Origin of the sequence: Vibrio xiamenensis (genome assembly GCF_900100015.1) — a bacterium.
In the GTDB taxonomy this organism is placed as follows: domain Bacteria; phylum Pseudomonadota; class Gammaproteobacteria; order Enterobacterales; family Vibrionaceae; genus Vibrio; species Vibrio xiamenensis.
The window spans coordinates 224,815-238,560 of sequence record NZ_FNDD01000001.1; the positions used below are offsets into that span (position 1 = coordinate 224,815).

A 13,746-nucleotide genomic window follows, 5' to 3' on the forward strand; every position below is an offset into this window, starting at 1 on the left:
GAGCAAAGCGCTCTATGATTACCTATAACTACATAAAAGAAATATTGTAGAGGTTGCTATGTTACCTGTTGTTGCCCTCGTTGGGCGTCCGAATGTGGGTAAATCGACATTATTTAACCGCCTAACTCGTACTCGTGATGCGCTTGTGGCGGATTTTCCTGGTCTAACGCGAGATCGTAAATACGGCCAAGCGAAATTGGGTGAACACGAATTTATTGTGATTGATACCGGCGGTATTGATGGCAGTGAAGAAGGTGTAGAAACCGAAATGGCGAAACAGTCACTGGCGGCGATCGAAGAAGCCGATGTAGTGCTGTTTTTGGTTGATGGCCGTGCGGGTTTGACTGTCGCTGATGAAGCGATTGCGAATCACCTGCGTAAAGTTGAAAAGCCAAGCTACTTGGTGGTCAACAAAGTTGATGGCATTGATTCTGATGCGGCAAGCGCCGAATTTTGGCAGCTTGGCATGGAAACCATGTACCAAATCGCAGCGGCACATGGCCGTGGTGTAGGTGCATTGATTGACCGTGTGCTGAATCCATTTGCTGTGCAGTTCCTTAAAGAAACTGGCCAGTTGGAAGATCTCACTGATATTGAAGTTGAAGAAGACGAACAGCTTGAATACAGCGAAGAAGAAGCGGAGCAAGAGTTCCAGCGTCTGCAAGATCAACCGATTAAACTGGCGATCATCGGCCGTCCAAACGTCGGTAAATCGACGCTGACCAACCGTATTTTGGGTGAAGAGCGTGTGGTCGTCTATGACATGCCGGGCACAACGCGTGATTCGATTTACATTCCAATGGAACGTGATGGTCGTGAATACGTTTTGATTGATACAGCGGGTGTTCGTCGCCGTAAACGTATCAACGAAACTGTTGAGAAATTCTCGGTGGTGAAAACACTAAAAGCGATCGAAGACGCTAACGTGGTGATGCTGATCATTGATGCCCGTGAGAACATTTCAGACCAAGACTTAAGCTTACTTGGTTTTGCACTTAACGCTGGTCGCTCAATTGTGCTTGCGGTGAATAAGTGGGATGGTTTGGATTTCGATGTAAAAGAGCATGTGAAGAAAGAGCTCGACCGCCGCTTAGGCTTTGTTGATTTTGCTCGTATTCACTTTATCTCTGCGCTGCACGGTACCGGTGTTGGGCACTTGTTTGAATCTGTGCAAGAAGCGTATAAATCTGCGACCACTCGCGTTGGAACTTCAGTACTGACGCGAATCATGAAAATGGCAACCGAAGATCACCAGCCGCCGATGGTACGTGGTCGCCGTGTGAAGCTTAAATATGCCCACGCGGGCGGGTATAACCCACCAATCGTTGTCATTCATGGTAACTTGGTTAACGAGCTTCCAGACTCTTACAAACGTTATTTGATGAACTATTACCGTAAGTCATTAGATATCATGGGTACGCCAATTCGCATTCAGTTCCAAAGCAGCGAAAACCCGTTTGAGAAAAAGACCACCAAAGCGACATTGTCTCAAGACAGAAAGCGTAAGCGCTTGATGAGCATGATGAAAAACCGCAAGAAATAGTCTTAGCATTAAAAAAAAGCGCCTTGGTTTCTACCGGGCGCTTTTTTATGTCAGCTGACTTTTGTAGCTTATAAGATGATGTTTAGAAAAAGGAATTTACGATGACAGTCACACCGACCCAAGTTCGATTTTGTCACCAAACGTGGCAACTCAATGCTAAGGTTCAATACATTGATCGTCAGCCAAATTATTGTGATGTGGTTACCGATATTACGCCATTTCATCCTGTGAGCCATATTTGGCCTGATCATCCGGCAGACAAAGGAACCATCTCTTTAGGTACACAAGCTTATTCGGTCACAGATTGTCTGGTTGGTGCTTATCACTCCGACAGCGCGACGTTCCAAGTCGGTGAACAGATCAGTGTAAAAAGAGATACACCGGGATGGGCGTTTTTGGTGGTACATCGTATCGAAATAGTAGATTGTGCTATTAAAGTAGGTGATGAAGTAGAATTGACTGTGGAGAAACCCTACCAACAGGCACTGAGTCGCGGTCATAGCGCTGGGCACATTGCTTATTTGGCGCTCAACAAAGTACTTGAACAGTCATTCTGGCGCAAAGATGCTGATAGAAAAGACACGTTAGGTCACCGGGATTTCAACAGTTATGCTCAGCAAACCAGCTTTGTGAGCGCAGATTGTTGTATTGATAATTACCGTTTAGGTAAGACGCTACGTAAGCGTGGCCTCAATACAGCAGAGATGCTTGAACAATTGCCATTGATTGAAAACGAATTAAATCAGCAGTTTAAGTCTTGGGTTGAATCAGGTACGGCAGTCAATATGCGCTGTGAAGGGGAGTGTTTGACCGATTCACGCTATTGGGAATGTGACTTGGGGACTGAGGGTAAAGCGATTATTCCTTGCGGTGGCACTCACATTGAATCCCTTGCTGAGCTCGGTGAGTACCAAGTTGAACTTAAGCGAATAGATGACCAAACTATCGAAATGCACACCCATGTAAATGGCTCATCGCATTAAGTGATCTTTTTATTAAATTCTAATTTCTTACCTAAAAATATAAAAATTGGTTTTTTATATTGTTTAAAATCCAAAGACAGCACATGTAACTTATGCTTTCGGTATGTGGTTATATAAAAATTCTTTTAAGGGGTGATCGCTGAACACGGAGTCTTTTGCATTCGATCTGGAAATGATCTTTTTTGATCTCAATAATCGAAGAGTGAAAATTGGCGCGATGGCATTACTGTGTAAGTTACTGGGAATTATAGCGGCTGAATAGGTGATCATGACGTGAGTGTGATTAAGATCAATGTGATGCAGAAGGTCACGCGTTTACGATCGTGTCAGTTGTATTGAGGAGAGAAAACATGAGTGACAACATTTGCCCAAGCTGCAACCAAGAACTTGAGTGGGATTCGGGGTATGTTTGCCGTCAATGTGACCAGCGCTATCGTAAAATCGCTCATTGCCCAGAATGCGGTCATGAACTTGAAAAGCTGCAAGCGTGCGGAGCGGCGAGTTATTTCTGCAATACCTGTAATGAGCTGAAATCTAAATCTCGGCTGCAATTTGAATTTGTTGCGCTAAGCGAGTAGCTGCGATACATCAGTCGACGGTCGAGCGTACTTCACCGTTTGCTAGGCGAGTAACCAAGTGGTCTCCGCGGCTTAACTGGCTCGCATCGGTGATCACATTACCTTGGCTATCTTGGGTGATTGAATAGCCACGCTTGAGGGTTGCCAGTGGGCTGACGGCATCAAGCTTTTCTGCGGCCAAAGCGAGTTGATGTTCACGATTGAGCAATTGGCGCTTAATCGCTTCTTGCAGACGATGCTGGCTACGCTCTAGATGATTATGCTGCTGATTGAGCTGATGGACAGGGGAGTGCAGTTGCAGCGCGTGCTCCTGACGCTGAATTTTTTGGCGTTGCCGTTCAATACGCAGGTTCATCGCACGTGACAAACGGATTTGCAGTTCATCAAGTTGCTGCGCTTGTTGAATTAAGCGCTGACTAGGATGTTGGCGCTCCAAGCGATGCGACAACATGTCTAGGCGATGTTGCTGCTTAGAAAAATAGTGCAATACACTGCTGGTTAAATTCTGTTGTCGTTGACTAAAAGCCTGTTGTTTATGGCTATTGTCACGGCTGACCAGTTCTGCTGCCGCCGAAGGTGTTGGCGCGCGCATATCAGCGACAAAGTCGGCGATGGTGACATCCACTTCATGACCCACAGCACTGATAATTGGAATTTGGCTGGCGGCGATGGTGCGGGCAACGATTTCGTTGTTGAAGCACCACAAATCTTCTAGTGAACCACCGCCACGACCAACGATTAACACATCACACTCATTGCGTGCGTTAGCGCGTCCAATCGCTTGAGCAATTTGAATTGCGGCTTCTTCACCTTGAACCATGGTCGGGTAGATAACTACGGGCAAACTCGGATCGCGGCGCTTGAGTACATCTAAAATATCATACAGCGCAGCACCGGTTTTGGAGGTAATGACGCCAACACGTTGTGGATGCTCTGGAAGAGGGCGCTTACTCGCCTGGGCAAATAAACCCTCTGCTGCCAACTTCATCTTTAGCTCATCAAATTGCTGCTGCAGTCGACCGTCACCTTCCGGTTGCATGGATTCGACAATTAACTGGTAGTCACCACGAGGTTCGTACAAGGATAAGCGCGCTTTGACTAACACTTGATTGCCCGCTTTGGGCTTAAAAGTGACACGACGATTATTGCCTTTGAACATCGCACATTTGACCTGTGCTAGGCTGTCTTTGAGGGTGAAGTACCAGTGGCCAGAAACCGGCGCAGAGAAGTTGGAGATTTCGCCAACCAACCAAACAATTCCCATTTCATTCTCTAGCAATAAGCGAACTTCGGCATTTAAACGCGAAACGGTGAAGATATTTTGATTGGTCATAATATGATGGGCTAATTCCGAAGACGTGAGTATGGAAATTAGCGGCAATATAATACATATCAAGGGGTAGAATGCAAATAAAATCTACAAAAATGTGTAGCCAAGCGATTGCGTTCGCCGTATAATCCCACCGCAATATCTAATCCAAATGTCTTTATTATGCGAAACGATAAAGCTTGGGTTAACTCTTTTAAACTCTTGTTGTGAGATATTGCAAATGTTAAGAATTGCCAAAGAAGCGCTGACTTTCGACGACGTCCTACTCGTACCAGCACACTCCACCGTTCTCCCAAATACAGCTGATCTTCGCACTCGGCTGACCAAAAATATTTCTCTGAATATTCCAATGATTTCTGCGTCGATGGACACGGTGACTGAAGCTCGCCTTGCTATCGCACTGGCTCAGGAAGGTGGTATTGGCTTCATTCATAAAAACATGTCGATTGAACAACAAGCGGCTGAAGTCAGTAAAGTTAAGAAATTCGAAGCTGGTGTGGTAACTGATCCGGTTACCGTTAACCCTGAAGCGACCATCGCGGATGTGGTAGCCCTTACCGAAAAACATGGCTTTGCAGGTTTCCCTGTTGTCACTGAAAGCAATGAGCTTGTTGGTATCATTACTGGTCGTGACGTACGTTTTGTGACTGACCTAAACAAGAAAGTCTCTTCAGTGATGACGCCAAAAGAGCGCCTCGCTTCAGTAAATGAAGGGGCAACTCGCGCAGAAGTTCAGGAAAAAATGCACGAAGCTCGCGTTGAGAAAGTACTGGTTGTGAATGATGAATTCCAATTGACCGGTATGATCACCGCAAAAGATTTCCACAAAGCAGAACGTAAGCCAAACGCATGTAAAGATGAGCGTGGTCGTCTTCGTGTTGGCGCTGCCGTTGGTGCAGGCGCTGGTAACGAAGAGCGCGTTGCTGCTCTAGTTGAAGCTGGCGTTGACGTACTGTTAATCGACTCTTCTCACGGCCATTCAGAAGGCGTGCTGCAACGTATCCGTGATACTCGCGCAGCGTATCCAAACCTTGATATCATCGGTGGTAACGTTGCAACTGGCGCTGGCGCGAAAGCGTTGATCGAAGCGGGCGTGAGCGCTGTTAAAGTGGGTATCGGCCCTGGTTCTATCTGTACTACTCGTATCGTTACAGGTGTCGGTGTTCCACAAATCACTGCGATTGCGGATGCGGCTGAAGTTGCAAACGAATTTGATATTCCAGTTATTGCTGACGGTGGTATCCGTTTCTCTGGCGATATTTGTAAAGCGATCGTTGCTGGCGCATCTTGTGTGATGGTTGGCTCTATGTTTGCTGGTACCGAAGAAGCACCAGGTGAAGTTATTCTTTACAACGGTCGTTCTTACAAATCATACCGCGGCATGGGTTCACTTGGCGCTATGTCTCAAGGTTCTTCTGACCGTTACTTCCAAACCGATAACGCGGCAGACAAATTGGTACCTGAAGGTATTGAAGGTCGTATCGCTTATAAAGGTCGTCTTAAAGAGATCGTTCACCAACAAATGGGTGGTCTACGCTCAAGCATGGGTCTTACTGGCTCTGCTACGATTGAAATTATGCGCACCAAAGCGGAGTTCGTACGTATTTCTGGCGCAGGCATGCAAGAGTCGCATGTCCACGATGTTCAGATTACCAAAGAAGCACCGAACTACCGTTTGGGCTAAGGAATAAAGCCAACGTAAACGTTTGCTTTTTCTTGAAGCCTTAAAGTGAGGCGGGTAAACTCGCCTCCGTTTTCATCACTTAGCTAATAAGATTGCCCAAAATGACGAAAAATATTCATGACCAACGTATTCTGATCCTTGATTTTGGTTCTCAGTATACGCAGCTTGTTGCTCGCCGTGTTCGTGAAATCGGTGTGTATTGTGAACTTTGGAGCTGGGACGTAGAAGAAGCGGACATCCGTGAATTCAATCCAGACGGCATCATCCTTTCTGGCGGTCCAGAAAGTGTCACTGAACTTAACTCACCTCGTGCACCTCAATACGTGTTTGACTCAGGTGTTCCTGTACTTGGTGTGTGCTACGGCATGCAAACCATGGCTGAACAGCTTGGCGGTAAAGTTGCTGGTTCTAACGAGCGTGAATTTGGTTACGCGCAAGTACAAGTAAACGAATGTTCGCTGTTTAAAGATCTTGAAGGCGTACAAGATGTATGGATGAGCCACGGCGATAAAGTGGTTGAGATTCCGGCTGATTTCATCAAAGTGGGTTCAACGGACACTTGTCCTTACGCGGCAATGGCCAACGAAGAGAAAAAATACTTCGGCGTTCAGTTCCACCCAGAAGTGACTCACACTAAGCAAGGCTTACAAATGCTGGAGAACTTTGTTCTTGGCGTCTGTGGTTGTGAGCGTCTTTGGACTTCAGAATCGATCATCGAAGATGCAGTTGCTCGTATTAAAGAGCAAGTTGGCGATGACGAAGTGATTCTTGGTCTGTCAGGCGGTGTTGACTCGTCTGTTGTGGCAATGCTGGTTCACCGCGCGATTGGCGATCGCCTAACCTGTGTATTCGTTGATAACGGCTTGCTACGTCTAAATGAAGCTGAGCAAGTTATGGACATGTTCGGCGATAAATTCGGTTTGAATATTGTTCACGTGGATGCAGAAGAGCGTTTCTTGAAAGCGCTTGAAGGCAAATCTGACCCTGAAGTCAAACGTAAAACCATTGGTCATGTGTTTGTTGAAGTGTTCGATGAAGAATCGAAGAAACTGGAGAACGCGAAATGGTTAGCTCAGGGTACTATCTATCCAGATGTGATTGAATCTGCAGCATCAAAAACTGGTAAAGCGCACGTGATTAAGTCACACCATAACGTTGGCGGTCTGCCAGACGATATGGAAATGGGCTTGGTTGAACCGCTACGCGAACTGTTTAAAGATGAAGTGCGTAAGATTGGTCTTGAACTTGGTTTGCCATACAACATGCTTTATCGCCACCCGTTCCCGGGTCCTGGCCTAGGTGTACGTGTACTTGGCGAAATCAAGAAAGAGTACTGCGATCTATTGCGTCGCGCTGACGCGATCTTCATCGAAGAGCTTCACGCTGCTGATTTGTACAACAAAGTATCGCAAGCCTTTACTGTGTTCTTGCCTGTACGTTCGGTTGGCGTAATGGGTGATGGCCGTAAATACGATTGGGTTGTATCACTGCGCGCAGTGGAAACCATCGACTTTATGACCGCGCACTGGGCACACCTACCATACGATTTCTTAGGTCGTGTATCGAACCGTATCATCAACGAAGTCGATGGTATTTCACGTGTGGTTTACGATATCTCTGGTAAGCCACCAGCGACTATTGAGTGGGAATAATTTCCTAACCGTATAAATAAAAGCCTCGCTAGTCGAGGCTTTTTTGTGGCTAAAAAACATCAAAATTCATTGAGTTTGTAGGCTTTTTCAGTGATTTTGTATTGATTGAGCGACAAAGTTTTTTATGTGGTTTTTATGCTTTTAATTATTTAAAAGTGAAAACTTAGTTTTTGAAAATGAGAGCTATCTTTTATTTTTACCTTGATTAAAATTCGCGCGTAATTTTTATCCACATTTTTGAAAAGGGCTCAATCGATGTCGACTAAACTGGCCAATCCAGCACCGCTAGGTCTTATGGGATTTGGTATGACTACCATTCTACTTAATATCCACAACGCTGGATTTTTCCCAATGGATTCAATGATCCTTGCAATGGGTATCTTCTACGGCGGCCTTAGCCAAGTGATTGTCGGTATCATGTGCTTTAAGCGTGGTGATACTTTCGGTACTACGGCGTTTACTTCTTACGGCTTGTTCTGGCTGACTTTGGTTGGCTTGATTGTTATGCCATACATGGGTCTTCCTGCAAGCCCTGCACACTTCATGGGTTGGTACTTAGCTCTTTGGGGTATCTTCACTGGCTTTATGTTCATTGGTACTTTCTGCTACCCAGTGGCAAAGCGCGTGGTATTTGGTTCACTGACCATTCTATTTGCGCTACTTGCAGCTCGTGACTTTACAGGTAGCGGTGCAATTGGCTTTACTGCGGGTATCGTCGGTATCTTCTGTGGTGCAAGTGCGATCTACTTTGCAATGGCGCAAGTACTAAACAATGAATTTGGCCGTACCGTTCTGCCTGTTGGCGCTAAGAAGCCAGCTGCAGTTAACGCACAAACGGTTACTGCATAATTGCATTTCGATAGCGCGTATCAACGTGTTATCAGCATCAATACTTAAAGCGAGCTTAGGCTCGCTTTTTTTGCGCGTAGGTTTTTGTTTAATGCTGTCACTGTGAGGCGTTGACGCAGTGTTTGCGCGTTTTATTGTTGAGATCATCTACGCTTTTTCACCCTAACCGCATGCAATTCACGCTTATCTAATTTTTCGTTCGAGGTTCTATTTTACACTCGCATCTAACCTCCTAATTCGCTAAGCACAGGAATTGCCGAATGAAAATCATACATGCGCTAAAGAGCGTTCTGCTGTTTGCGATGCTTTCTGTAATGGCATCTCAGTTTGCACTGGCAAAAACCAGTGACCCACTACCTTCTTGGAATGATGGCCCGACCAAAACGGCAATTTTGCAGTTTATGGATAAAGTGACCGATGAGCACTCCGACCAATATGTGCCGCTTGATGAACGTGTTGCGACGTTTGATAACGACGGTACCTTGTGGTCTGAGAAGCCGATGTATTTTCAAATTTTGTTTGCCTTTGACCGAGTAAAAGCACTTGCACCATCACACCCTGAGTGGAAAACCACCAAACCCTTTTCACTGGTGTTGAATAATGAGTTGGACAAACTCACTGGCGAAGATGCGCTTAAAATTGTCGCTGCAACTCATACCGGGATGACCAGTGATGAGTTCGACAAGCAAGTGAAAGAGTGGATTGCTACCGCTAAACATCCGTTAACCGGCAAACCGTATACCGATATGGTGTTTCAGCCAATGCTGGAGCTGTTGAATTATTTTCGCAGTAATGGCTTTAAAACCTACATCGTTTCGGGCGGCGGCAATGCATTTATGCGCGCTTGGGTGACGCCTGTTTACAATATTCCACCAGAGCAGGTGATTGGCACTCGTCTTTCGGCAGAGATGCGTGAAGTGGATGGCAAGATGCAGATGTGGCGTTTGCCTGAAGTCAGCGTGAATAACGATAAAGAAGTCAAACCGGTTGAGATCTATCAGGCGATTGGTCGTCGCCCGGTGGCAGCGTTTGGGAACTCTGACGGTGATTTAGCGATGCTGCAATGGACGATGTCGGGTGACGGTGCTCGTCTTGCGATGTATGTTCACCACACTGATGATAAGCGTGAATGGAAGTACGATCGCTTCTCATCAGTTGGCAAGCTTGATAAAGGACTTGATGAAGCACAAAGCAAAGGCTGGTTGATTGCCGATATGAAAAACGATTGGAAACAGATCTACCCAAGCGATAAATAGTTAAACCGCTATCAATGAGAAAGGGTTAGCCATTGGCTAACCCTTTTTTATATCTCGAGATTAATCTGTGAATTTAATTCGTCTAGGTATTAATAAGTAACACGCTCAGCGTCGCCTTCGACTTGCTGGGTAGCCTCTTGTTGTGGTGCTTGGCCAGTTTGACGTAAGTACTTATCTTCCCAGTATTTCGCGCCTTTGATGCCCAATTTAACTGGGTTGAAGGTGTATTCGGTGACACCTTGCTTTTGTTGCTCTTCATAATCTTTAAGCGCAACAATGGCAGGCTTGGACATAAAGAACAGAATCAGAATACCCACGATATTGAGCCAAGCCATAAGGCCAACACCCACATCACCCATTGCCCACGCCAAGTTAGCGGTTTTGATGGTGCCGTAGAAGACTGCCGTGATAATAACTAGCTTGAGTAAGAACGCTAGTCCGTTAACTTTTACCGTGCGGCGAATATAAGCAATGTTGGTTTCAGCAATGTAGTAGTACGCCAGAATGGTGGTGAAAGCGAAGAAGAACAGTGCGACTGCGATGAACAGCTTACCAACACCAGGTAGGGCACTTTCGATCGCCATTTGAGTGAACACAGGTCCGTTTGCGCCGATATTGGCTGCAAGGTTTTGGATGATAAAACCGTCTTCACCTTGCACGTTGTAGGAGCCAGTGATCAGAATCATAAATGCTGTTGCTGAACAAACTAGCAAGGTATCAATGTAGATCGAGAAAGATTGCACCAGACCTTGCTGTGCAGGGTGGTCAACGTTTGCTGCCGCTGCTGCGTGTGGTCCGGTACCTTGACCAGCTTCGTTGGAGTAAACCCCACGTTTTACGCCCCAACCAATTGCTGCGCCAAAGCCTGCCATTGGTGTGAATGCATCATCAATGATCATCGCGAAGATGCGTGGTAGTTCAGCGATGTTGAGCAGAATGATGATAAACGCGGTTACGATGTAGGCCAGCGCCATAAATGGCACCACAACTTGAGTAAAGTTGGCAATACGCTTCACGCCACCAAAGATGATGAACGCCAAAATGATCGAAATAACGGTGCCGGTGAAAATTTTCGCGAAACTAAAGGTGCCGATCGCCGTTGAAATCATTGCGCCAGAGCCAAAAGCCGCTTCTACTGCGTTACCGATACTGTTTGATTGTACGCCTGGTAGCAATACGCCACATGCGAAAATGGTCGCGATAGCAAAGATCCACGCATACCATTTCTGGCCCATGGCTTTTTCTATGTAGTAGGCTGGACCGCCGCGAAATTCGCCTTTGTCTTCTTCTTTGTAGATCTGCGCTAGCGTTGATTCTGCATAAGCTGTTGCTGCGCCTAAAAACGCCACGGTCCACATCCAGAAAATAGCACCAGGGCCACCAAAACCGATGGCAGCAGCAACACCTGCGATGTTACCTGTACCGACACGGCCTGACAGCGAGACGGCTAAGGCTTGAAATGATGAGATGCCCTTAGTTGAACTTTTTCCCGATAAAAGCAAGCGCCACATTTCAAAGAAGTGACGAACTTGTACAAAACGAGTCATCATTGAATAGAATAGTCCGGCGCCAAGGCACAGATAAATCAGTGCTGGGCTCCAGATGATTCCGTTAAGAAAATCAACGAATGATTGCATAAGTATATTCCCTGTTATTTTTGTATGTTGTGTTTGTTATTGCAGCGGAATATTACCCTTTTTGTAATGCTGTTGTTAATGGTTTTGTCTGTTTATCTACTCTCTCGTGATGAATGGCGCAAAATTCTTTATTTAAGCTTATGATTAGATGGTTTTATTAGTTAATGCTTATATTTCTTTATTTAAATATAAATATTCGCTTTATAAGTGAATTAATGCAAATGCTCTGTATATAAAACGTTCAGTTTAACTGTTGGCTTTTGAGTGAAATTTCAGCGGATTCATCCTAAAAGAGCATGAGCGTTTTAGGCCGAACGGATAGTGAGGGAAATGGCTTGAAAGGCGGAAAATAAAAAGGCCAGCGTGTTGGCTGGCCTATAGCGAATGAGTGGGATATTAAATATCAGTCACTTGCTTCTTCTTCACTCACGATAGTGGCAAGTGCGGCTTTGGTTTCCGGAGCTTTGTTGAGCCAAAGAATAAACAGCTCATACCAAATCGAAAGAATGACCGCGCCTAAGAACAGGCCGATGATACCGGAAAACAGCATGCCACCAATCGCCCCGACCAAAATGATTGGCATTGGAATATCGACGCCTCGTCCCATCAGCATAGGCTTAAGGAAGTTATCGGATAAGCCACCAATCAAAGACCAAATGACAAAAATCACCGTTGGTACAGTGTCTGCAGTGGAGTAAACATAAAACATGACCGGAGCGACAACGAGCAAAGCCGGCATTTGTGCGATACATAAAATCAGCACTAGCAAGGTGAGAATACCTGCGCCAGGGACGCCAAACACAAAGAACGATGTGCCAATGATCATCGATTGAATAAAGGCCACACCGATCACGCCAACCAGAACGCTACGAATGGTTGCGGCAATCATTGTGGTCCACTCTTCGGCTTGTTCGCCCACCGTGCGTACCGCGACCACCTGTAGGGTTTGCGATACGGTGTCAGATTTCGCCATAAAGCCGCCGGAAATCATCAGAGCGATAATAAACATAGCAAAGCTTGCTGCCGCGCTACTTAAAATGGTGGCTAGGGTTCCAACCACAGTTTTAATTTCTGGCAAGAATTTGGTGATGGCGCGTTCCATGTTGGTCGCAAACAACTGCCACACTTCAAATAGCTTATTACCGATGAGCGGAATGTCCGCCACTTTTTGGGTTGGGCGCGGAATGGCGACATTTCCTTCTTGCAGAGCATCAGCGATATGCGTGACGCCATCATAGACTGACCCAGAGACGGTCAGGAATGGTGACATCAGAATCAGTATCCCTAATAACACCACTAACCCAGCGGCTAATCCTCGTCGACCACCCAAACGTGGTTCAAGCCAGTTGGTGACGGGCAGTAACGCAATGGCAATGATCGCGCCCCAAAGCACAGGGATAATAAACGGCTTGATGATGTCATAGGTGAACACCAGTAAGACAACCAATAGGCCGATACGTATGGCCGATTCGACCATGTTGTTGACGAAAACTTTGTTTTGACGAAGTTCGGATTGCTTATCCATTTGTTTTACCTTGATGTTCAATATGAGTGCTGACTAAGCTCGACACCACGATTGCCATGTAAAATACGCCAGTGATGGCTTCTAAATAGACAATCACTTGCGCTATCGGTGTTGTTGGCAAAATGTCGCCATAGCCGAGGGTGGTCAGAGTAATAAAGCTAAAATAGGCAGCGGCTGAAAAATTGGCGCTCCAAGATTGCTCCGGTATGCCAGAGAGGGCATGGGGCGAAAACTGCAGCAAAAACAGGTAAGCGAGTGCCCACATTAGCCCCAGCAGTAAAAATAACGCAACCGAACCGATGATCTGATTGGTGGTCACTTGGTTACTAAACAGTACTTGGCGAGCTATTGCGCGAAACGTGCCGAGAAAAAATAGGAAGGTGAGGGGCAAAATCATGCTCTCGCTAAAACTTCGCGCGCCAAATGTTCCCAGCACAAATAACGCCAGCCAGATCACCAGCACAGATAGCAGCAATCGAAACCAGCGTTTGTCAAAACGTAGGCTAAATAAGCACACACTAAGAGTGATAGCGATAAAGGCCTTAAACATGGTATCCAGCACGCCATCACTGAGCATCGGCATAATTGCGCTACTGATCAGCAACGCAGTCAGTGCCAGAGTCAAATAAATGAGGTTATTTTGCTGATTGATTTTGCTTAATACCATGCTGACTACCAGTTGTGATAACTCGTTGTCGTTAAACAAGTC

The 13,746-nt window shown here is 46.0% G+C and carries 11 protein-coding genes; 7 read left to right on the forward strand and 4 right to left on the reverse strand.

Annotation, left to right across the window (positions count from 1 at the left end):
• Nucleotides 1–58: 58 nt before the first annotated feature.
• The 3 genes from der (at nucleotide 59) to BLS03_RS01000 (ending at nucleotide 3,104) form a co-directional block, all read left to right on the forward strand.
• Nucleotides 59–1,543: a ribosome biogenesis GTPase Der gene (der, locus tag BLS03_RS00990; protein ID WP_093268430.1), complete on the forward strand. Its 1,485-nt coding sequence runs from the start codon at nucleotides 59–61 to the stop codon at nucleotides 1,541–1,543.
• A 101-nt stretch (nucleotides 1,544–1,644) separates the two neighbouring features.
• Nucleotides 1,645–2,526: a metal-dependent hydrolase gene (locus BLS03_RS00995; protein ID WP_093268432.1), complete on the forward strand. Its 882-nt coding sequence runs from the start codon at nucleotides 1,645–1,647 to the stop codon at nucleotides 2,524–2,526.
• Between the two features lie 350 nt (nucleotides 2,527–2,876).
• On the forward strand, nucleotides 2,877–3,104 hold the full coding sequence (locus BLS03_RS01000; protein ID WP_093268435.1) for a zinc ribbon domain-containing protein: 228 nt from the start codon (nucleotides 2,877–2,879) through the stop codon (nucleotides 3,102–3,104).
• A gap of 10 nt (nucleotides 3,105–3,114) precedes the next feature.
• Here the strand turns inward: BLS03_RS01000 and xseA are convergent, their stop codons facing one another.
• Nucleotides 3,115–4,437, reverse strand: coding sequence for an exodeoxyribonuclease VII large subunit (xseA, locus tag BLS03_RS01005; protein WP_093268437.1), 1,323 nt, complete (start codon nucleotides 4,435–4,437; stop codon nucleotides 3,115–3,117).
• Nucleotides 4,438–4,654: 217 nt separating this feature from the next.
• Between xseA and guaB the strand changes: the two genes are divergently transcribed.
• The 4 genes from guaB (at nucleotide 4,655) to BLS03_RS01025 (ending at nucleotide 9,875) form a co-directional block, all read left to right on the forward strand.
• The gene (gene guaB, locus BLS03_RS01010; protein ID WP_093268439.1) at nucleotides 4,655–6,118 is read left to right on the forward strand and encodes an IMP dehydrogenase; all 1,464 of its coding nucleotides are present in this window, start codon (nucleotides 4,655–4,657) and stop codon (nucleotides 6,116–6,118) included.
• Between the two features lie 101 nt (nucleotides 6,119–6,219).
• Nucleotides 6,220–7,770 (forward strand): glutamine-hydrolyzing GMP synthase, encoded by a 1,551-nt coding sequence (gene guaA, locus BLS03_RS01015; protein WP_093268441.1) that lies wholly within the window; start codon nucleotides 6,220–6,222, stop codon nucleotides 7,768–7,770.
• Between the two features lie 255 nt (nucleotides 7,771–8,025).
• Nucleotides 8,026–8,619, forward strand: coding sequence for an acetate uptake transporter (locus BLS03_RS01020; RefSeq protein ID WP_093268444.1), 594 nt, complete (start codon nucleotides 8,026–8,028; stop codon nucleotides 8,617–8,619).
• Nucleotides 8,620–8,879: 260 nt separating this feature from the next.
• Nucleotides 8,880–9,875, forward strand: a complete 996-nt coding sequence (locus tag BLS03_RS01025) for an HAD family hydrolase (protein ID WP_093268446.1) — start codon at nucleotides 8,880–8,882, stop codon at nucleotides 9,873–9,875.
• 89 nt (nucleotides 9,876–9,964) lie between these two features.
• Here the strand turns inward: BLS03_RS01025 and BLS03_RS01030 are convergent, their stop codons facing one another.
• The 3 genes from BLS03_RS01030 to BLS03_RS01040 form a co-directional block, all read right to left on the reverse strand.
• Entirely contained in the window at nucleotides 9,965–11,512 is a 1,548-nt protein-coding gene (locus tag BLS03_RS01030; protein WP_093268449.1) for an alanine/glycine:cation symporter family protein, read from the reverse strand.
• Nucleotides 11,513–11,915: 403 nt separating this feature from the next.
• Nucleotides 11,916–13,037, reverse strand: a complete 1,122-nt coding sequence (locus BLS03_RS01035; RefSeq protein WP_093268450.1) for an AI-2E family transporter — start codon at nucleotides 13,035–13,037, stop codon at nucleotides 11,916–11,918.
• A complete protein-coding gene (locus BLS03_RS01040) occupies nucleotides 13,030–13,716 on the reverse strand; it encodes a potassium channel family protein (protein WP_425445090.1) in 687 nt (228 codons plus the stop codon). The genes BLS03_RS01035 and BLS03_RS01040 overlap by 8 nt, the downstream gene beginning before the upstream one ends.
• Nucleotides 13,717–13,746 lie beyond the last annotated feature (30 nt).